This window comes from Kitasatospora sp. NPDC091276, from assembly GCF_040684355.1.
In the GTDB taxonomy this organism is placed as follows: domain Bacteria; phylum Actinomycetota; class Actinomycetes; order Streptomycetales; family Streptomycetaceae; genus Kitasatospora.
Genome location: NZ_JBFBFU010000011.1, coordinates 60,180 through 78,619, shown reverse-complemented (window position 1 = coordinate 78,619; position 18,440 = coordinate 60,180). Strand labels below are relative to the sequence as shown.

Sequence of the window (18,440 nt, the reverse complement as noted above, 5' to 3'; positions counted from 1 at the left end):
ATTGGCTCCACCGGAACGGCAATCGAGACCGACATCACACGCAAAACGGACGTCGAAGGCCAAAAAATTGAGGAGCCCCTCGCTGTTGCGAGAGGCTCCCCAAATGTCTGTGCGCCGCCAGGGACTCGAACCCCGGACCCGCTGATTAAGAGTCAGCTGCTCTAACCAACTGAGCTAGCGGCGCCTGCTGACCTGGAAAACAATACACGGTCCCGGCGGGTGCCTCGAACCGCCCGGAACCGCCCGCGGCCGCGCGGGAACGAGCCCGCCGCCGAGGTGTCCGTTTCCGCCCGGTTGGGGTGCAGTTCGCCGCCGGTTAGGGTGGAACGGTGCCCAGCCCCAAGCCCGGACACCCGAACGCGCGGAAGGCGGTCGCCGCGCTGCTGATGCTCAGCGCCACGGCGTACACCGCGTGGGTGCTGGAGGTCGTGCTGAGCACCGGACTCGACCCGGTGCAGGCGTACATCAGCGAACTCGCGGCCGAGGACCAGCCGCTGGGCGGCCTGTTCCGGGCCACCGACCTGGTCGCCGGGCTCTGTGTGCTCGCCGCGGCCGTCACCGCCCTCGCCGGTGGGCAGGCCGGGCCGCGCGGCGCCCGGCGCGGGTGGGCGGTGGTCGGCTGGTCCGCCCTCGCCCTGTTCGGCGCGGCGACCGCCGCCGACTCCCGGCTGCCGCTCAGCTGCGCCCCCACCAGCGACGAGATGTGCGCCGCCCGCGAGACCGCCGGGCTCGTCCCCGCGACCCACACCGCGCACGCCGTCACCAGCAGCCTCGCCATGCTCGGTGCGCTCACCGGGCTGGCCGCGCTCACCGTCGCCGCCCGCCGCTACGGCTGGTGGCCGCCGGTGCGCCGGATCGGGCCCTGGCTGCTCGGCGCCGAACTGCTGGCCACCGGCTGGAGCCTGGCCGCGATCGCCGCCTTCGAGGCCGGGCGCGGCACCTGGGCGCTCGGGGCCGGCCAGCGGCTCCAGGTGCTGCTGGTGGCGCTCTGGCTGGCCGTCCTGGCGCTGAGCCTGGCCCTCCCCGCAGGGGCGCCGTCCGACGAATCCACCTGGTCCGACGCTTCTCCGCCGCACCGGGGGCCCCGGCCGGCCGAACGGCCCCCGGGCCGGGAGCCGGCATGACCGCACCCGACGACCCCCGCACCCGGGCGCGCTTCCTGCGCGTCGACGGCGTCCCGCTGCACGTCCGCACCGAGGGCAGCGGCCCGGTCTGCCTGCTCACCGGGGGCCTCGGCAGCAGCTGGTTCGACTGGGACCTGGTCGTCCCCTTCCTCACGCCCTACCGCACCGTGGTCCGCTTCGACCGGCCCGGCTACGGGCTGAGCGCCCCCGAGCCCGCCACCGGGCGGCCCGCTCCGACGGCCGCCGGCGAGGCCGAGCGGATCCGCGCGGTGCTGGACGGCCTCGGGCTGCGCGGGCCCTGCACCGTCGTCGGCCACTCGCTGGCCGGCTTCCACGTCGAGGCCTTCGCCCGGCTGCACCCCGACCGGGCCGCCGGGCTGGTCCTGGTGGACGGCAGCGTCGAACCGGCGGCCCGGCCGTACCCGGCCCCCGGCGCGCGCGACCTGGCGGCCCGGGCGCTCGCGGGCGCCGCCACCGCCGTCGCCGTGCCGTACCTGCTCGGCCCGGCCGCCCGCCGACTGACGGCCAGGCTGTCCACGGTCTGCCGCGAGGACCTCGCCCCGGCGCCGCTGGTGCGGCACTGCTACCGCACCGGCCGGGCCCTGCGCGCCCTGCTGCGGGAGAACGCGCGCTACCTCGACCTGGCCGCCGAGGTGGACGGGCTGCGGCGCACCCGGCCGCTGCCCGAGGGCCTGCCGGTCACCGTGCTCGCCGCCGACGACGGCTGCCGCAGCCGCCGTACCGAGGAGTGGCTGGCCGGCCAGCGGGAGCTGGCGGCGCTGCTCGGGGCCGACTACCGCACCACCGCCCCGGCCGGGCACCTGGTGATGTTCGACCGCCCGGACGCGGTGGCCTCCGCCGTCCTGGACACTGGTTGAGGCCGGGCATCCGTTGAGGCCGGGCGCCTTCTGAGGCCGGGCACCCGGCGCGACGCCCACTGAAACGCCTCAGGCCGCCCACCGAAGTGAGCGGCCTGAGACCTTGCCATGTGCGCCGCCAGGGACTCGAACCCCGGACCCGCTGATTAAGAGTCAGCTGCTCTAACCAACTGAGCTAGCGGCGCCTGCTGACCCGGAGAACTTTACACGGCACCCGGTCGATCCGCCGAATCGCTTTCGGACGGTCACCTGCAGTGATCACCCGCAGTGGTCGCCCGCGGCGATCACAGGCGGCCGGCTACGACTCCGGGTAGTGGCAGGCCGCCTGGTGGTCCTGTGCGGGGATGTCGTCGAGGAGCGCCGGCCGTTCCTGTTCGCACCGCGTGCGGGCGGCCGGGTCGGCGAGGCGGGCGTACACCGGGCAGCGGGTGCGGAAGGAACAGCCGGTGCGGCGCTCGGTGGGGGAGGGCGGGTCGCCGGCGAGCAGGATGCGGTCGCGGGCGCGCTCGGCGGCGGGGTCGGGCAGTGGGACGGCGGAGAGCAGGGCGCGGGTGTACGGGTGCCGGGGGCGGTCGAAGACGGCGGAGACCTCGCCCTGTTCGACCGTCCGCCCGAGGTACATGACGCTGACCCGGTCGGCGAGGTGCCGGATCACCGAGAGGTCGTGCGAGACGAACAGGTAGGAGAGGCCGAGTTCGGCCTTGAGCGCTTGCAGCAGGTTGAGCACCCCGGCCTGGATGGAGACGTCCAGGGCGGAGACCGGTTCGTCCAGGACCAGCAGTTTCGGCCGGACGGCCAGGGCCCGGGCGATGGAGACGCGCTGGCGCTGCCCGCCGGAGAACTGGTGCGGGTAGCGGGCGGCGTGGTCCGGGTCGAGGCCGACCTGGTGCAGCAGTTCGGGCACCCGGCGGGCGATCTCCTCGCGGGCGGCGTGCTGGGCGCGCAGTGGTTCGGCGATGATGTCGCCGATCGGCATCCGCGGGTCGAGGCTGGCCATCGGGTCCTGGAAGACGATCTGCAGCCGGGCGCGCAGCCGGTGGGCCTCGGCGCGGGAGAGCTCGGCGGTGTCGTGGCCGAGCAGTTCGATCCGGCCGGTCTCGGGGGCGGTGAGGTTCAGCAGTTCGAACAGCGTGGTGGACTTGCCGGAGCCGGACTCCCCGACCAGGCCGAGGGTTTCGCCCTCCCGGAGGTCCAGGTCGACGCCGTCCACCGCGTAGACCTCGCCGACCCGGCGCTTGAACACCGTGCCCTTGAGGAGCGGAAACGTTTTGCCAAGGCCGCTCACCGCCAGCACCGGCGCCCGCGAGCTCCGGTCCCCCCGGTCCTCCGGAGCGGCCGACGGGGCCGGAAGCGCCGGCACCGGGTAGACGTCGGCCGGCGCGGGCCGCCGCTCGGCCAGCTCCGCCGACCGGACGCAGGCCGCCAGGTGACCGTCGCCCCCGGCCAGTTCCGGCTCCGCCGCCGAGCAGCGCTCCTCCGCCAGCGGGCAGCGGGCGGCGAACGGGCAGCCCGGCGGCAGGTCGGCCATCGGGGCGGGTGCGCCGGGGATCGGGACGAGCGGGCCGCCGAGCCCGTCCAGCCGGGGCACCGCGCCGATCAGGCCGAGCGTGTACGGGTGGCGCGGGGCCGCGAACAGCTCGTCCACCCCGGCGGTCTCGACCACCCGCCCCGCGTACATCACCGCGACCCGGTCGGCCATCCCGGCGATCACCCCGAGGTCGTGGCTGACCAGGACGAGGGCCGCGCCGGTCTCCCGCTGCGCGGTGCGCAGCACGTCCAGCACCTGGGCCTGGATGGTGACGTCCAGCGCGGTGGTCGGCTCGTCGGCGAGCAGGACGTCGGGGCCGTTGGCGATCGCCATGGCGATCATCGCGCGCTGGCGCATGCCGCCGGAGAACTCGTGCGGGAAGCTGTCCAGGGCCCGTTCGGGGGCCGGGATGCCCACCAGGTCGAGGAGTTCGGCGGCCCGGCGGCGGGCGGCGACCCGGTCGACCCGCTGGTGGATGCGGACGGCCTCGGCGATCTGGTCGCCGATCCGGTAGACCGGGGTGAAGGCGGACAGCGGGTCCTGGAAGACCATGGCGATCCGGCGGCCGCGGATCGCGGCGAGCTCCTTGCCGGGCAGCCCGACCAGTTCCCGCCCGTCCAGTCGCACCGAGCCCTGGACGCCGGCCGTCCTCGGCAGCAGGCCGAGCACGGACAGCGCGGTGACGGACTTGCCGGAGCCGGACTCGCCGACGATGCCGAGGGTCTCGCCGCGCCGCAGGGTGAGGTCCACCCCGCGGACGGCGGGGACGGGGCCGTGCGGCCCGGCGAAGTCCACCCGCAGGTCGCTGACGGCGAGCAGGGGGGTGTCGACGGTGGTGGTCACGGCTTCTTCCTCCGGGCGGAGCGGCGGCGGGGCGCGCCCCCGGCGGTGGGGTCGAGGGCGTCGCGCAGCCCGTCGCCGATCAGGTTGACGGCGAGGACGAAGAGCACCAGCAGCCCGGCGGCGAAGTAGAACAGCCAGGGGAACACCGGGGCTTCGCTGGTCCCGGCGGCGAGCAGGGTGCCGAGCGAGACGTCCGGCGGTTTGACGCCGAAGCCGAAGTAGGAGAGCGCGGTCTCGCTCATCACGGCGCCGCCGACCGCGATGGTGGCGTCGATGATGAGGAAGGAGGCGACGTTCGGCAGGATGTGGCGGGTGATGATCCGCAGCGGCCGCACTCCCATGAACCGTGCGGCGCGGACGAATTCGCGCTCGCGCAGCGAGATGGTCATCGAGCGGACCACCCGGGCGGTGATCATCCAGTTGAACAGGGCGAGCAGCAGTACGAAGGCGATCCAGCCGGCGCTCTTCAGCCGGGGCGAGACGATGGTGATGATCAGGAAGCTGGGGAAGACCAGCAGCAGGTCCACCGCGAACATCAGCGCGCGGTCGGCCCAGCCGCCGAAGTAACCGGCGCAGGCGCCGACCAGGGAGGCCAGCACGGTGGAGAACAGGGCCACCAGCAGGCCGATGACCAGCGACTTCTGCAGGCCGCGGACGGTCTGGGCGAAGACGTCCTGGCCGATCCCGTTGGTGCCGAACCAGTGCTCGGCGGACGGCGGTTGGTGCAGCGCGCCGAAGTCGGGGGCGGCGTAGTCCCAGGGCGTGAGGTACGGCCCGCCGAAGGCGAGCGCGAACAGCAGCAGGACGATCACGGCTCCGGCGACGGCCCCGCGGGCGGCCAGCAGCCGGGCGAGGACGAGCCGGGCCCGGCCGGTGGTGCGGGGGGCGGCGGCCGGGGCGGCCGGTTCCACGGCGACGGTGGTCACGTCAGTTCACCTCCGGTCAGGACCGCACGCGCGGATCGAGGGCGGCGTGCAGGGTGTCGGCGAGGAAGCCGGAGGCGAGGACGACGACGGCGGTGAACAGGTTGACGGCGACGACCGAGTTGACGTCCTGTTCGTTGATCGACTGGATCAGCCACTCGCCCATGCCGTGCCAGCCGAAGATCGTCTCGGTGAAGATCGCGCCGGTGAAGATGCCCAGGAAGCTGTAGGCGAACATGGTCGACATCGGGATCACCGCGGTCCGCAGCCCGTGCTTGACCAGCGCCCTGCGGCGGGTGAGCCCCTTGGCCTCGGCGGTGCGCAGGTAGTCGGAGCCGAGCACGTCGAGCATGGTGCCGCGCTGGTAGCGGCTGTAGGTGGCGAGGCCGCCGAGCGCGAGCGAGATGGTGGGCAGCAGCAGGTGCAGCGCCCAGTCGGCGAGGTGGGCGCCGAGGCCGCCGGTCAGTCCGGGGGTCTCGTAGCCGGTGAACGGGATGACGTCGTGGCCGGCCGCGTCCTTGGCGGCGATGGCGCCGTTCTTGAGGAACAGCGCGACCAGGAAGACCGGGGTGGAGAGCAGGACGAAGGAGAGCACGGTGAGCAGCCGGTCGGAGATCCGGTACTGGCGGACGGCGCTCCAGGCCCCGGCGGCGATGCCGAGGACGATGCCGAGCAGGCTGCCGAGCAGCAGCAGCCGCAGCGAGACCCAGACCCGGCGGCCGAAGTCGTCGGTGACCGGGGTGTCGTGGATGGTCCGGCCGAGGTCGCCGTGGAGCAGCCCGTCGGCCCAGTGGCCGAAGCGTTCGACGACCGGGGTGCGGTCGTTCAGGTTGAGCGCGGTGAGCTGGCGCTCGACCGACTCGGCGGCCGGGCGGGGGACCTTGGCGTCGAAGTAGGTGCGCGGCTGGAGGGCGGTCGCGGAGATCGCGTACGCCAGGAAGACGGCGGCGATCAGCAGCACCGCGTAGTAGCTCAGGCGCTTCGCCAGGTAACGGAGCATCAACGGCCGCCCGGGGTGGGGGAGGGGCCGACGCGTCTGGTGGGCATCGGGTGGTGGCCTTCGGTCGGGGCCCGTTCAGGCCTTCGGACGGCAGGAGGACGAGGCGGTACGGGGAAAGCGCAGGTCAGAGTCTGGCAGCGGTGCGCGGCCGGGGTGTTGCGGCAGTATTGCCGCGGATGACTTCTGGATCAGGTGTGCGGTTCTCCCCCTGGTGACGGAACTGATCGGCTGTTACGTTCTGCTGGCCCGGTGCCGACTTGGCTGCCCACGCTCAAGCCCCGCCACACCTCACGCGGCACAACTGCCCGTTACCGCCCGTTTCGAAGACCTCACCAGGGGGACTCCATGGACGCTTCCACCACGGCCCGCCGCCTCGGCCGGGCGACTGCCCTCGCCGTCGCCGTCGCGCTGGCGGTCACCGCGTGCACCTCGGGCGGGGGCGGCTCGGCCGACAAGGTGGCGAAGAGCGAGCCGCCCCGGCAGGACTCCCAGGACATCAACGCCAAGCCGCTGGACCAGGTCAAGGACGGCGGCGAGGTGCGGTTCCCGCTGTACCAGTGGATCACCCAGTGGAACCCGCTCCAGGTGGACGGCACCTACGGCGACGCGGTCTCGATCATGCGCGCCCTGGAGCCGTCGCTCTTCAACACGGACGCCTCCGGCACCTTCCAGCCCAACGCCGACTACCTGCTGGACGCCAAGGTCACCTCGACCTCGCCCGAGGTGATCACCTACAAGCTCAACCCCAAGGCCAAGTGGTCGGACGGCAAGCCGCTCAGCTACCTGGACTTCAAGGCCGACTGGCAGGCCAGCAACGGCAAGGACCCGGCGTACAACATCGCCGACCCGTCCGGTTACGAGCAGATCTCCGCCGTCGAGCAGGGGGCCGACCCGAGCGAGGTGAAGGTCACCTTCTCCGAGCCGTACGCGGACTGGCAGAACCTGTTCCGCCCGCTGATCCCGGCGGCCGGCATCGCCACCCCGGACGACTTCAACAAGGGCTGGGTGGAGAAGATCCCGATCACCGCGGGCGCGCTGAAGATCGGCGTGGCGGACAAGACCGCGCAGACCCTCACGCTCGTCCCGGACCCGGCCTGGTGGGGCACCAAGGCCAAGGCGGACAAGATCACCTTCCGGGTGATGACCCAGTCCGCGACCACCCAGTCGTACCTCAACAACGAGATCGACCTCGCCACGGCCGGCACCGCCGCCGCGTACGGGCAGCTCAAGGACGCCAAGGACACCGCGATCCGGGCCGCCAGCCCGTGGGACGAGGTGCACATCTCCTTCGGCTCCGGCGGCGCGCTGGCGGACCAGAAGGTCCGCCAGGCGCTCGGCAAGGCGCTCGACCGGTCCGCGCTGATCAAGATCGCCAACAACGGGGTGCCGGTGGAGTTCAAGCCGCTCGGCAACCACATCTTCATGCCCAACCAGACCGGCTACCAGGACAACTCGGGCGAGTGGGCGAAGTTCGACGTGCCCGCCGCCAAGAAGCTGCTGGACGACGCCGGTTGGAAGGAGGCGGGCGCCGGCCAGCCGCGCACCAAGGACGGCCAGTCGCTGCAACTGCACTGGACGGTCAACGAGTCCACCCCGCAGGCCCAGATCGACCTGGCCACCGCCGCCGCCGCGATGTGGCTGCAGGCCGGGGTCAAGGTGAGCCTGGACAAGGTGCCCGCCAACGACTTCTTCACCAAGTACGTGAACCCGGGCAAGTTCGAGATCGCGAGCTGGCGCAACACCGACTCGTTCCCGCTCTCCAAGAGCCTGGGCAACTTCCGTCTGCCGGTGGGGGACAACACCTTCAACAACCCTTCGCGGATCGGCAGCCAGGAGGTCGACGACCTGCTCAAGAAGGCGGCCGGGACGGTCGACCCGGTGGAGGCCGCGAAGCTCTACAACCAGGCCGACGCGAAGATCTGGGAACTCGGCCACACCGTCGAGCTCTACCAGCGGCCGACCGTGGTGGCGACGCGCAAGGGCCTCGCCAACTACGGCGCCTTCGGCCTGGCCGGGGAGGACTACGCCAAGGTCGGCTGGGAGAAGTAGCCCCCGCCGCGGACGCGGCGAGAGCGACCGGGCGGCAGGCGCTGGCGAGCAGCGCGGTGATCACGAGGCCGGTGGTACGGACACGGGAAGGTCGGCTCTGCCGCCCCCGCTCTCCTGCCACCGGCCTTGACCTTCCGCGTTGCCCGCAGGCCGCCCGTGTCGTGGGGCCCCGCAAGGCCCGCGCTCGCTTCCAACCGGGGACGAATCTAGCGGGGCCGTCCGGCCGGCCGCGGCGCAGCGCGCGGGGCGCGCCCGGAAACCCGCCGCGCTGTCACCCGGTTCGCGCACCGGGGCGTCAACTACGGCTGACGGCAAGGAAAAAAGCGGACGAAAGGCGCAATCGATCCCGGGATCGCGAACCGCTGCGCCCGTCGCGCCGGTGCGTGCGCGGGGCCCGGGCCGCTGCCAGGATGCGCGGGACAGCCAGCCCCTCCCGAACCCGGAGCAGCACCGATGGCCAGCGAATCCGCCGCCGCCCCCCACCCGCGCCCCGTCGACCCGCCCCCGGTGCGCCGGATGGTCCCGCGCGACCGGGACGAGCCGCACCGGGTCGCCACCCCGCTGGAACTCTTCTTCGACCTCTGCTTCGTGGTCGCCGTCGGCCAGGCCGGGCGCGAACTCGCCCACTCCCTGGCGGCCGGCCACTACGGCGACGGCCTGCGCGGCTACGCGATCGCCTTCTTCGCGATCTGGTGGGCCTGGATGAACTTCACCTGGTTCGCCTCCGCGTACGACTGCGACGACGTGCCGTACCGGGTCACCACGCTGGTGCAGATCGCCGGGGTGCTGGTCCTCGCGGCCGGGGTGCCACGGCTGTTCGCCACCCAGGACCTGACGCTGGCGATCGCCGGGTACGTGGTGATGCGCCTGGCGATGGTCACCCAGTGGCTGCGGGCGGCGGCCAGCGAGCAGGGCGAGGCGCGCCGGGTCGCCGTGCGGTACGCGGTCGGGATCGCGCTCTGCCAGGTGGGCTGGGTGGTGGTGGTGCTGCTGCCGGACGCCGTCCGGCCGGTGGTCATCCCGCTCGGGGTGCTGTGCGAGCTGGCCGTGCCGGTGGTCGCCGAACTGCGGAAGCAGACCTCCTGGCACCCGCACCACATCGCCGAGCGGTACGGGCTGTTCACCCTGATCGTGCTCGGCGAGACGGTGGCGGCCGCGACGGTCGCGGTGCAGTCGGCGGTGGACGAGCACGAGGAGCTGGGCCGGCTGCTGCCGGTGGCGGTCGGCGGCCTGCTGATCTGCTTCGCGGCCTGGTGGATCTACTTCGCCCGGCCGGTCCACGAGCACCTGCGCTCCAACCGGCAGGCCTTCGCCTGGGGGTACGGCCACTACCTGGTGTTCGGCGCGGCCGCCGCGATCGGCACCGGACTGGAGGTGGCGGTGGAGTCGGCCGTGCACCAGGCGGAGATCTCCGCGACGGCCGCCACCGCGACGGTCACCGTGCCCACCGCGCTCTACCTGCTCACGGTCTGGCTGCTGCACTCCCGGCACACCAAGACCGGCTTGGCGCAGGCGCTGGCCCCGACCGGGGCGGTGCTGGTGCTGGCCTGCACGGCGTTCGGGGGCTCCGGTGTGCCGGCGGCGGGCCTGGTCTGCGCGCTGACCGTGGCGGTGGGCGTGGTGCTGCACAGCCGGGAGGGCTGACGGGGGTGCCCGGCGGTTCTGGGGTGCTTGGCCGTCGTGGGGTGCCCGGCCGTCGTCCGCCGGCCGAGCGGGAAGGTGATGCTCAGGCGCAGTCCAGCAGGATCGGCTCGTGCCGGGCCAGCCAGGCCAGGTAGGCCGGGTTGACCTTGGCCAGGTCCAGGTAGGCGGCGCGCAGTTCGCCGTACAGCGCGTCCAGCGCGGGCTGGCTGAGCGCGCGAGGGCGCCAGGTGAGGAGCAGCCGGACGGCCAGCGGGTCCCCGTGCACGGGGCGCACCACCGTGCCGGGACCGGGGGCGGAGGTCGGCTGGCAGGGGCGGACGGCCTCGCCGGAGGCGACCAGTTCGGCGGCGGTGGCGTTGTCCCGCACCTGGACCACCCGGGGGTTGAGCCCGGCATCGCTGAACACCCGGCGCATCGCCGCGTACTCGTGGTCGGCGGTCGGGTCGACCATCCAGGTGTCCTCGGCGAGATCGGTCAGGTGGACGACCGGGCGGGCGGCGGCCGGGTGTCCGGCGGCGAGCGCGACGAACTGGGGCTCACGGGCCATCAGCACCCGGTGCTCGGCGTCCGGCGGCACCCGTAGCGGGAAGCCCTCGCTCTCGTAGACGAAGGCCACGTCCAGCTGGTCGGCGGCGACCATCCGCAGCAGGGCGCTGGCCGAGACGTCGACGTGGATGGTGGTGTCGGTGTCCGGCAGCCGTTCGTGCACCCGGCGCAGCCAGGCGGCGACCGCCCGGCTGCCGACGCTGCCGATCCGCAGCCGGCGCTGCCGCCCGGGGCCGGCCGCGTCGCGGGCCTCCTGGCGGGCGGCGGCCACCAGCGCGGCCATCTCGGTGATCACCGGCCGGGCCCGGGACAGCACCGAGTGGCCGAGCGCGGTGGGCCGGCTGCCGGTCTGCTCGCGGGTGAACAGGGTGCCGCCGATGGCCCGTTCGATGCGGTGCAGCTGGGTGGTGAGGGAGGGCTGGGTCATGCCGAGCTGGAGCGCGGCCTTGCGGAGGCTGCCGGTGTCGGCGATAGCGCACACCACCCGGAGGTGTCTCACGTCGAGCTCCACGCCCGGAGCATAGACGCCACCCGGCCTTGTCGCCAAGGACATGACAGAACAAAGCGCGGCGGGAGGGCGCGCTGCGGGCCCCGCCGGTATGCGGCGGTGCTATCGCCGGTTGACATCATCCGCCGCGGGCCCGGGCGGGTCGAAGCTCGGGGACAGCGAATCCGCCCCGGCCCCACCGGGGCGCCCCCACCGTCGCCGCAGCCGTGTCCGGCCCCCACCGGCCCCGGCGGTTCGGCGTACCGCGAATCCGGAGCCCCCACATGAAGCGATCCGTGCTGTCCGCGACCCTCGGCCTGGCCCTCGCGGCCGGTCTCGCCGTGCTGCCCGCCACCGCCGCGTCCGCCGCCACCCCCGGCCCGGCCGTCCAGGGCTACACCGCCTCGACGTACGCCGGTTCGGCCGCCGAGGCCGCGAACAACCAGGCGTTCTTCCACGCCGTGATGGCCTCCGCCAAGGCCAAGCAGGCAGCCAACCCGTGGCTGCAGACCGTCACCGTCACCTACGACACCGCCGGCGCGCCCTCCTTCACCAGTCAGATATCCCAGGCCGCGCAGATCTGGAACAGCTCGGTCAGCAACGTCCAGCTCCAGGCGAGCAGCGGCACCGGCGACTTCTCGTACTACGAGGGCAACGACAGCCGCGGCTCCTACGCCAGCACCGACGGCCACGGCCACGGCTACGTCTTCCTCGACTACCAGCAGAACCAGCAGTACAGCTCGCTGCGCGTCACCGCGCACGAGACCGGGCACGTGCTCGGCCTGCCCGACAACTACTCCGGCCCGTGCAGCGAGCTGATGTCCGGCGGCGGCCCCGGCCCGTCCTGCACCAACCCCTACCCCGACAGCAACGAGCGCGGCCAGGTCGACAGCCTCTGGTCGAACGGCGTCGAGTCCGTGAACTAGGCAAGCCTGCGGACCGGGCAAGCCCGCGGACTGGGCGAGTCCGCGAACTGGGGAAGCCCTCGAATCGGAGGAGCCCGCGAACTCGTTGCGGCGCCAAGGAAGTTGCCGATGCCCTTCGGGTGCGGCGGGCCGCCCGGCCGGAATCGGGTGGCCCGCCGCTCGGTTGCTTCCCCGATCGGGAGCCTAACCGCCGGTGGAGCGGAATGCCAGGGGCACGCGCGAGTCAAGGCCGGTTAAAGACATCTCAAATCCCTTTACCGCAAGGGGTATTGATCCAAGCTATCGCGGGTTGACATCATCCGCCCGCCCGCCGGGCTGCCCGAAGCTCTGGGGACATCACCCGCTGACCAGGTGTCCCCCAGGGCCGGCCCCCAACCGGCCACGGCACCACCGGAATCGGAGCCCCCACATGAAGCGATCCGTGCTGTCCGCGACCCTCGGCCTGGCCCTCGCGGCCGGTCTCGCCGTGCTGCCCGCCACCGCCGCGTCCGCCGCCACCCCCGGCCCGGCCGTCCAGGGCTACACCGCCTCGACGTACGCCGGTTCGGCCGCCGAGGCCGCGAACAACCAGGCGTTCTTCCAGGCCGTGATGGCCTCCGCGAAGGCCAAGCAGGCCGCCAGCCCGAACCTGGCGACCGTCGTCGTCACCTACGACGCCAGCTCGGCACCGACCTTCCGCACCCAGATAGCCAACGCCGCGCAGATCTGGAACAGCTCGGTCAGCAACGTCCAGCTGCGGGCCGGCTCGGGCGGCGACTTCTCGTACTACGAGGGCAACGACAGTCGCGGCTCCTACGCCAGCACCGACGGCCACGGGCGCGGCTACGTCTTCCTCGACTACCAGCAGAACCGGCAGTACAACTCGGTCCGGGTGACCGCGCACGAGACCGGGCACGTGCTCGGCCTGCCGGACCACTACTCCGGCCCGTGCAGCGAGCTGATGTCCGGCGGCGGCCCCGGCACCTCCTGCACCAACCCGTACCCGAACAGCACCGAGCGCAGCCGCGTCAACTCCCTCTGGGCGCGCGGCTGACCTTTCTGAGGACCGCACCTCGGCCCGGCCGCAGTCCGCTGCGGCCGGTCCGGGGCGTTGTCGGTGCCGCGTGCGAGCATTCGGGCGAGACCCGTTCGCCCCCGACCGTGAGGTGCCGCCGCCATGCCGCGTTCCGCCCCCGACCAGCTCGCCGACCTGCCGTACGCGGACCTGCTCCGCCCCCACACCGGGCGGCTGCGCAGCGACGAGCGCTACGACACCACGCACTTCGACGGCGGCGAGCACACCGACGAGTCGGCGGCCGGGGCGGCGTTCCTGGAGTGCGCCTTCACCGGGGTCGCGCTCAGCGGGGTCAAGCTGCGCCAGGCCCGCTTCAACGAGGTCTGGGTGCAGGCCGGCCGCTGGGTGGCCTGCGACCTGAGCGACACCGAGTGGCAGGACAGCGCCTTCGTCGGCGGCGTGCTGGCCGGGGTCGCCGGATACGGCTCGGCGCTGCGCCGGGTGGTGTTCCGCGGCTGCAAGCTGGAGGCGGTCAACCTGCGGGCGGCCGTGCTGCGGGACGTCGTGTTCGAGGACTGCCTGCTGCGCGACGTGGACTTCGGCGAGGCCAAGCTGACCGAGGTGTCCTTCCCCGGCTCCACGCTGGAGGAGGTCCGGCTGCGCGGTGCCACCCTGAAGAAGACCGACCTGCGCGGGGCCGCCCGGCTCGGACTCGCGGACGGCCACCAGGGGCTGCGCGGCGCGGTCATCAGCTCCACCCAACTGCTGGAGCTGGCGCCGCAGTTCGCCCAGGCACTGGGAATCGAGGTCAAGGACCGCTGACCAGCCGCCCGCTCCGTCCCTCCCCGGCGTTTCCGCCGCCCGTTCAGCCCGGCGTCGCTCGGTGACACCCGGACGAACAGTCCGCCAACCCTGCCGCGCGCATCTGGTGGACGCCTCCGGCCGGGGTGGAAGATGCTCCGCGATCGATGAGCCCCGACTTGTGTACACAACATCGCCAGATCGCCAGTGAAGGGACGGGCCGGGCTGATGGCCGAGCTGAGTCGTAGGAAGTTCGTCACGCTGTCCGGTGCCGCCGCGGCGGGACTCGCCGTGGCAGGCACCAGCGCCGCAGGGGCCGCCCCCGGCGCGCCCGCGGTGGCCTCCACCGCCACGCTCCAGCAGACCGGCACCATCAACGACGTGCAGCACGTGGTGATCCTGATGCAGGAGAACCGCAGCTTCGACCACTACTTCGGCACGCTGCGCGGCGTGCGCGGCTTCGCCGACCGCAGCGCCATCCAGATAGCCGGCGGCTACAGCGTCTTCAACCAGCCCAACGGCCTGCTCGGCCGCCAGTACCCGTGGCAGTTCAGCCAGACCAAGCCGGCCGGCGGCGCCGACCCCGAGCGCCTCGCCCAATGCAACGGTGACCTCAGCCACGGCTGGAGCGATCAGCACAAGGCCTGGAACAGCGGCAAGATGGACTCCTGGGTCGCCGCCAAGGGCAACGTCCGCACCCTCGGCTTCCTCACCCGCCAGGACATCCCGTTCCACTACGCGCTGGCCGAGAACTGGACCATCTGCGACGCCTACCACTGCTCCGTGCTCAGCGCGACCGGCCCCAACCGCACCTACCACTGGTCCGGCCAGATCGACCCGGCCGGCAGCGCCGGCGGCCCCGCGTACGACGGCGGCGACGAGAAGGGCCTGCGCTGGCAGACCTACGCGGAGGCGCTGGAGAGCGCCGGCGTCAGCTGGAAGGTCTACCAGAACGCCGCCGACAACTACGGCGACAACGCCCTCGCGTACTTCACCCAGTTCTCCGGCGCCCCGGCCGGCAGCCCGCTGGCCGTCAAGGGCATGGGCTCGGTGCCCAAGGCCACCGGCAGGACCCCGGACGACATCGCCGCCGCGATCAGGGCCGACGTGCTGAACGGCACCCTCCCGCAGGTCTCCTGGATCGTCCCCGACCAGGCCTCCTCCGAACACCCGTACGCCACCCCGGCCGACGGCGCGCACTTCGTCCACCTGGTGATCGACGCGCTGAACGCCGACCCGAACGTCTTCAACTCGTCCGTCCTGTTCATCAACTACGACGAGAACGACGGCTTCTTCGACCACGTCCCGCCGCCGGCCGCCCCCGCCGGCACCCCGGGCGAGTTCTACAACGGCACCAACATCGGCCTCGGCTTCCGCGTCCCCATGATCGCCGTCTCGCCCTGGACCCGCGGCGGCTGGGTCAACTCCGAGACCTTCGACCACACCTCCGTGCTGCGCTTCCTGGAGACCTGGACGGCCGCCCTCGGCACGCCCGCGCAATGCCGGAACATCAGCGACTGGCGCCGCCGCGTCTGCGGCGACCTGACCAGCGCGTTCGACTTCGCCAACCCGGTCTACGGCCTGCCCGGGCTGCCCGACACCTCGCAGACCATCGGCCTGTCGGCGTGCGGCCCGCTGCCCAACCCGGCCCCGGTCAACAACCAGCTGCCGATCCAGGAGACCGGCACCCGGCCGGCCCGCGCCCTGCCGTACCAGCCGAACGCCAACCTGGACCACCTGGAGTTCGGCTCCGGCGGGGTGATGAAGGTCTGGATCACGATGGACAACGGGGGCGCGGCAGCGGCGAAGTCCGCCCACTTCGCCGCCTACGCCAACGCCTACCGCAGCGGCGGCCCCTGGCAGTACACCGTCGATCCGGGCGGCACCACCAGCGACTTCTTCAACTGCGGCACCAACTTCGGCGGCGGCCCCTACGACCTCACCGTCGTCGGCCCCAACCGCTTCCTGCGCCGCTTCAAGGGCGACGCCACCAAGGCGGGCAAGAACGCGGCCGTCACCGCCTCGTACGCGGTCGAGCCGGGGACGGGCAAGCTGGCGGTCTACTTCAAGCTCGCCAACTCCGGTACGACGCCGCTGACCTTCACGATCGCCTCCAACAACTACCGGACGGACGGCCCCTGGACGTACCAGGTCCCCGCCGGCGGCAACGTCACCGATTTCTTCAACGCCGTGGCCTACAACAACGGCTGGTACGACTTCACGGTGACGGTGGACGCGGACGCCGGCTGGTCCCAGCGCTTCACCGGCCACCTGGAGACGGGCACCCCCAGCGTCACCGGCTGACGGTCGCCGCTACATGGACGGAGACCCCACTACCCGCCTCGCCGGGTAGTGGGGTCTTGGGCGGACCGAACAGGGGGATCGGACGGCGGAGTCGCACGGTCCCGTCGCCACCGTGGATGCCGTGCTGGGGCTGGAGGTCTCCGTGCACCCACCCTTCGGCGTGGAGGTCTGCCACGGCGCGGCACAGCCCGACCGCAGCGGCCAGGGCCTCGTCCCGCCCTCCTTCGCCCTTGCGCAGGGGGCGGAGGGCCTGCCAGGTGGACGGTCCGACCAGCCACGGGGTGACGAACCAGACGCCGTCGTCGAACCGGCCGGCGGTCACGGTGTAGCCGGGGAGCTGGTCCAGCACCGAGGCTTCCCTCGCGGTGACCTCGGCGGCCTCGCCGGTGCCGAGCTTGATACTCGCGACGCCCCGCGGACCGGTCGCCTTCCAGACCGCCGAGCCCCGCCGGTTGCTGATCTCCTCCAGCTCCAGCGGTCCGCAGATGGCCGCCGCGGTTTTCAGCGCTTCGGCGGCCTCAGGAGTGAACTCGCCCATTCTCTTACTGCCTTCCACTCGCAAGGGATGTGCCGCTTGCGAGATGCGTCGGACCCGCTCCGAATGCGCCGGCCTGCTCCCCTTGCGCTCTTGAATGTCCGTCATCTCTGCGGAACGGTAATGCAAGGACGCGCAACCGGCTTGGCACGGGAGGACCCGATGGCACTACGGTTCAACGGGATGGACCCCGAGACCCAGGGGAACGGATCGCCGACGGTGTGGGTGGACGACCACGAGCGGGAGCTGGTGTTCCAGGGCTGGAAGCCCAGGGAGGAACTGCTGACCGAGGTCAGCACGACCGAGTGGGTTCCTGGCCACACGATCGGCGTCCCCGAGGGTGAGGCCGTGGTCCGTATCCCGCTCCGCATGGCGGCGATCATTAGGAAGGCACTCGATGACGCAGAACGTTCCGGACTTCTCTGACCTGCTCAAGGCCGCGCAACACTCGGCCGTGCACCTGGAGATGCGTGACTGGTACGGCGTGGGCGATGAGTCGACGGACTTCGCACGCTTCCAGCGGAGCGGCGTCCACCCCGATCTCGACCCCGAGTCCGAGGGCTGGGCCGGGTGGGTGCCTCTCGTCCGGGAGGCCGTCAGCCGGGGCGTGGTCATGCGCAGGGCCCGGATCGTTTCGGAGCCGGTGACCGACTACATCCGCTTCGAGCACGCCGGGACCGCCGTGAACGTCGCGGCCGGCGAACAGGTCCGTTGGCTTCCGCGCCGCCGGGCGTCGGACATCGCACTACCGGGCAATGACTTCTGGGTCTTCGACGGCCGGTTGGTCGAGTTCAACCACTTCACCGGCGTCGGGGACTGGGCCGACCCCAAATATGAACTGTCCGAGGACCCGGCGGTGGTGAAGCTCTGCGTCTCGGCCTTCGAAGCCGTCTGGGAGCGGGGCATCGACCACCCGGAATACACCGTCTGACCTCTGCGATATCCCACCGGACAGCCAGTTCATGCCCGCTTCTCCCTCATCCAGCGCGCAGGCCGCCCGCGCCGCCGTTGCCGCGCGTCTGCGCGAGCTGATGCTGGACGCCGGCCTCAAGGGGCAAGAACTGTCTGCCCGGTGTGGATGGCACCCGGCGAAGACCTCGCGCATCCTCTCCGCGAAAACGGCCCCTTCCGATGCGGACGTTCGGGCCTGGTGCATCGCCTGTGGCGCCGAGGAACAGGTGCAAGACCTCATTGCCACGGCGCGCGCGGTGGAGTCGATGTACATGGAGTGGCGTCGGCTCCAGCGCAACGGCATGCGCAAGGTCCAGGAGGACGTCTACGCGCTGAACGAGCGGGCCCGTCTGTGCCGGGTGTACGTGTCCAACGTCGTGCCCGGATTCTTCCAGACGCCGGCCTACGCCACGGCCTTGATGCGCTCCATCACGCAGTTCCAGGGAACTCCCGACGACGTGACAGAGGCCGTTGCCGCCCGCGTGGCCCGCAGCCGGTTCCTGTACGAGGGCGGCCGCCGGTTCGTGGTGTTGATGGAGGAGTCAGTGCTGAGGTACCGCATCGGCGATACCGAGGTGATGCGTGGCCAGCTTCGGCACCTGCTCACCGTGGGGCCGCTCGCCACCGTCTCCCTCGGGATCGTTCCGTTCACCGCCCAGCGCACCGTCTGGCCGCTGGAAGCGTTCTACCTGTTCGATGACCGGCACGCCGTGGTGGAGACCCTGACAGCCGAGATCAACGTCAGGCAGCCTCGCGAACTGGCCGACTACGCCAAGGCGTTCGTCCAGTTGTCCGAAGCGGCCGTCTACGGGGACGCGGCTCGCGCCGTGATCACAGCCGCGCTCGACACTCTCGGGTGAATCGGCGCAATATCTCGCAACTTCGTTGAGGCCGGGCGTGGCTTCTC

At 72.2% G+C, this 18,440-nt stretch carries 16 protein-coding genes and 2 tRNA genes; 11 read left to right on the top strand and 7 right to left on the bottom strand.

The features are described from left to right. Positions 1-110: 110 nt before the first annotated feature. Positions 111-184 (bottom strand) — tRNA-Lys (locus AB0O19_RS15865). Between the two features lie 202 nt (positions 185-386). Here AB0O19_RS15865 and AB0O19_RS15860 point away from each other — a divergent pair. Both AB0O19_RS15860 and AB0O19_RS15855 read left to right on the top strand, forming a co-directional pair. Continuing rightward, on the top strand, positions 387-1,124 hold the full coding sequence (locus AB0O19_RS15860) for a DUF998 domain-containing protein (RefSeq protein ID WP_363583761.1): 738 nt from the start codon (positions 387-389) through the stop codon (positions 1,122-1,124). Next, positions 1,121-2,002 (top strand): alpha/beta hydrolase, encoded by an 882-nt coding sequence (locus AB0O19_RS15855; RefSeq protein ID WP_363619987.1) that lies wholly within the window; start codon positions 1,121-1,123, stop codon positions 2,000-2,002. Before AB0O19_RS15860 ends, AB0O19_RS15855 begins: the two co-directional genes overlap by 4 nt. 111 nt (positions 2,003-2,113) lie before the next feature. Here the strand turns inward: AB0O19_RS15855 and AB0O19_RS15850 are convergent. From AB0O19_RS15850 to AB0O19_RS15835, 4 genes are all read right to left on the bottom strand, one after another. Beyond that, positions 2,114-2,187: transfer RNA gene (locus AB0O19_RS15850), tRNA-Lys, on the bottom strand. Between the two features lie 113 nt (positions 2,188-2,300). Further along, positions 2,301-4,373 carry an ABC transporter ATP-binding protein gene (locus tag AB0O19_RS15845; protein ID WP_363619985.1) on the bottom strand — a complete coding sequence of 691 codons (2,073 nt, stop codon included), beginning with the start codon at positions 4,371-4,373 and terminating at the stop codon, positions 2,301-2,303. Next, positions 4,370-5,299 carry an ABC transporter permease gene (locus AB0O19_RS15840; protein ID WP_350882605.1) on the bottom strand — a complete coding sequence of 310 codons (930 nt, stop codon included), beginning with the start codon at positions 5,297-5,299 and terminating at the stop codon, positions 4,370-4,372. Before AB0O19_RS15840 ends, AB0O19_RS15845 begins: the two co-directional genes overlap by 4 nt. 16 nt (positions 5,300-5,315) lie before the next feature. Continuing rightward, positions 5,316-6,296, bottom strand: coding sequence for an ABC transporter permease (locus tag AB0O19_RS15835; protein WP_350882603.1), 981 nt, complete (start codon positions 6,294-6,296; stop codon positions 5,316-5,318). A gap of 345 nt (positions 6,297-6,641) precedes the next feature. Between AB0O19_RS15835 and AB0O19_RS15830 the strand changes: the two genes are divergently transcribed. After that, positions 6,642-8,345: an ABC transporter family substrate-binding protein gene (locus tag AB0O19_RS15830; protein ID WP_363619983.1), complete on the top strand. Its 1,704-nt coding sequence runs from the start codon at positions 6,642-6,644 to the stop codon at positions 8,343-8,345. A gap of 453 nt (positions 8,346-8,798) precedes the next feature. Next, positions 8,799-9,989 carry a low temperature requirement protein A gene (locus AB0O19_RS15825; RefSeq protein ID WP_363619981.1) on the top strand — a complete coding sequence of 397 codons (1,191 nt, stop codon included), beginning with the start codon at positions 8,799-8,801 and terminating at the stop codon, positions 9,987-9,989. 82 nt (positions 9,990-10,071) lie between these two features. Here the strand turns inward: AB0O19_RS15825 and AB0O19_RS15820 are convergent, their stop codons facing one another. Continuing rightward, complete coding sequence (locus tag AB0O19_RS15820; protein ID WP_363619979.1) at positions 10,072-11,046, bottom strand: LysR family transcriptional regulator; 975 nt, start codon at positions 11,044-11,046, stop codon at positions 10,072-10,074. A 260-nt stretch (positions 11,047-11,306) separates the two neighbouring features. Here AB0O19_RS15820 and snpA (AB0O19_RS15815) point away from each other — a divergent pair, with 260 nt between their 5' ends. The 4 genes from snpA (AB0O19_RS15815) (at position 11,307) to AB0O19_RS15800 (ending at position 16,047) form a co-directional block, all read left to right on the top strand. Beyond that, positions 11,307-11,948, top strand: coding sequence for a snapalysin (gene snpA / locus AB0O19_RS15815; RefSeq protein ID WP_363619978.1), 642 nt, complete (start codon positions 11,307-11,309; stop codon positions 11,946-11,948). 409 nt (positions 11,949-12,357) lie between these two features. Beyond that, positions 12,358-12,981 carry a snapalysin gene (snpA, locus tag AB0O19_RS15810; RefSeq protein WP_350882593.1) on the top strand — a complete coding sequence of 208 codons (624 nt, stop codon included), beginning with the start codon at positions 12,358-12,360 and terminating at the stop codon, positions 12,979-12,981. 123 nt (positions 12,982-13,104) lie between these two features. Then, a complete protein-coding gene (locus AB0O19_RS15805) occupies positions 13,105-13,764 on the top strand; it encodes a pentapeptide repeat-containing protein (RefSeq protein ID WP_363619975.1) in 660 nt (219 codons plus the stop codon). 207 nt (positions 13,765-13,971) lie between these two features. Beyond that, complete coding sequence (locus AB0O19_RS15800) at positions 13,972-16,047, top strand: phosphocholine-specific phospholipase C (RefSeq protein ID WP_363619973.1); 2,076 nt, start codon at positions 13,972-13,974, stop codon at positions 16,045-16,047. Here AB0O19_RS15800 and AB0O19_RS15795 read toward each other — a convergent pair. Next, a complete protein-coding gene (locus AB0O19_RS15795; protein WP_363619971.1) occupies positions 16,037-16,585 on the bottom strand; it encodes a hypothetical protein in 549 nt (182 codons plus the stop codon). The genes AB0O19_RS15800 and AB0O19_RS15795 overlap by 11 nt on opposite strands. Before the next feature lie 180 nt (positions 16,586-16,765). Between AB0O19_RS15795 and AB0O19_RS15790 the strand changes: the two genes are divergently transcribed. Genes AB0O19_RS15790 through AB0O19_RS15780 form a run of 3 tightly spaced genes read left to right on the top strand, consistent with a single transcriptional unit; the run spans position 16,766 to position 18,393 of the window. Beyond that, positions 16,766-17,008: a hypothetical protein gene (locus tag AB0O19_RS15790; RefSeq protein ID WP_363583622.1), complete on the top strand. Its 243-nt coding sequence runs from the start codon at positions 16,766-16,768 to the stop codon at positions 17,006-17,008. Beyond that, positions 16,980-17,513 carry a DUF6879 family protein gene (locus AB0O19_RS15785; RefSeq protein ID WP_363583620.1) on the top strand — a complete coding sequence of 178 codons (534 nt, stop codon included), beginning with the start codon at positions 16,980-16,982 and terminating at the stop codon, positions 17,511-17,513. The genes AB0O19_RS15790 and AB0O19_RS15785 overlap by 29 nt, the downstream gene beginning before the upstream one ends. 31 nt (positions 17,514-17,544) lie before the next feature. Beyond that, entirely contained in the window at positions 17,545-18,393 is an 849-nt protein-coding gene (locus tag AB0O19_RS15780; RefSeq protein ID WP_363619969.1) for a helix-turn-helix transcriptional regulator, read from the top strand. Positions 18,394-18,440 lie beyond the last annotated feature (47 nt).

Coding starts and splice junctions, on each gene's coding strand:
- AB0O19_RS15860 (WP_363583761.1), top strand. CDS start 387: ATGCTCAGCGCCACGGCGTACACCGCGTGGGTGCTGGAGGTCGTGCTG.
- AB0O19_RS15855 (WP_363619987.1), top strand. CDS start 1,121: ATGACCGCACCCGACGACCCCCGCACCCGGGCGCGCTTCCTGCGCGTC.
- AB0O19_RS15835 (WP_350882603.1), bottom strand. CDS start 6,296: ATGCTCCGTTACCTGGCGAAGCGCCTGAGCTACTACGCGGTGCTGCTG.
- AB0O19_RS15830 (WP_363619983.1), top strand. CDS start 6,642: ATGGACGCTTCCACCACGGCCCGCCGCCTCGGCCGGGCGACTGCCCTC.
- AB0O19_RS15825 (WP_363619981.1), top strand. CDS start 8,799: ATGGCCAGCGAATCCGCCGCCGCCCCCCACCCGCGCCCCGTCGACCCG.
- snpA (WP_363619978.1), top strand. CDS start 11,307: ATGAAGCGATCCGTGCTGTCCGCGACCCTCGGCCTGGCCCTCGCGGCC.
- snpA (WP_350882593.1), top strand. CDS start 12,358: ATGAAGCGATCCGTGCTGTCCGCGACCCTCGGCCTGGCCCTCGCGGCC.
- AB0O19_RS15805 (WP_363619975.1), top strand. CDS start 13,105: ATGCCGCGTTCCGCCCCCGACCAGCTCGCCGACCTGCCGTACGCGGAC.
- AB0O19_RS15800 (WP_363619973.1), top strand. CDS start 13,972: ATGGCCGAGCTGAGTCGTAGGAAGTTCGTCACGCTGTCCGGTGCCGCC.
- AB0O19_RS15795 (WP_363619971.1), bottom strand. CDS start 16,585: ATGGGCGAGTTCACTCCTGAGGCCGCCGAAGCGCTGAAAACCGCGGCG.
- AB0O19_RS15790 (WP_363583622.1), top strand. CDS start 16,766: ATGGACCCCGAGACCCAGGGGAACGGATCGCCGACGGTGTGGGTGGAC.
- AB0O19_RS15785 (WP_363583620.1), top strand. CDS start 16,980: ATGACGCAGAACGTTCCGGACTTCTCTGACCTGCTCAAGGCCGCGCAA.
- AB0O19_RS15780 (WP_363619969.1), top strand. CDS start 17,545: ATGCCCGCTTCTCCCTCATCCAGCGCGCAGGCCGCCCGCGCCGCCGTT.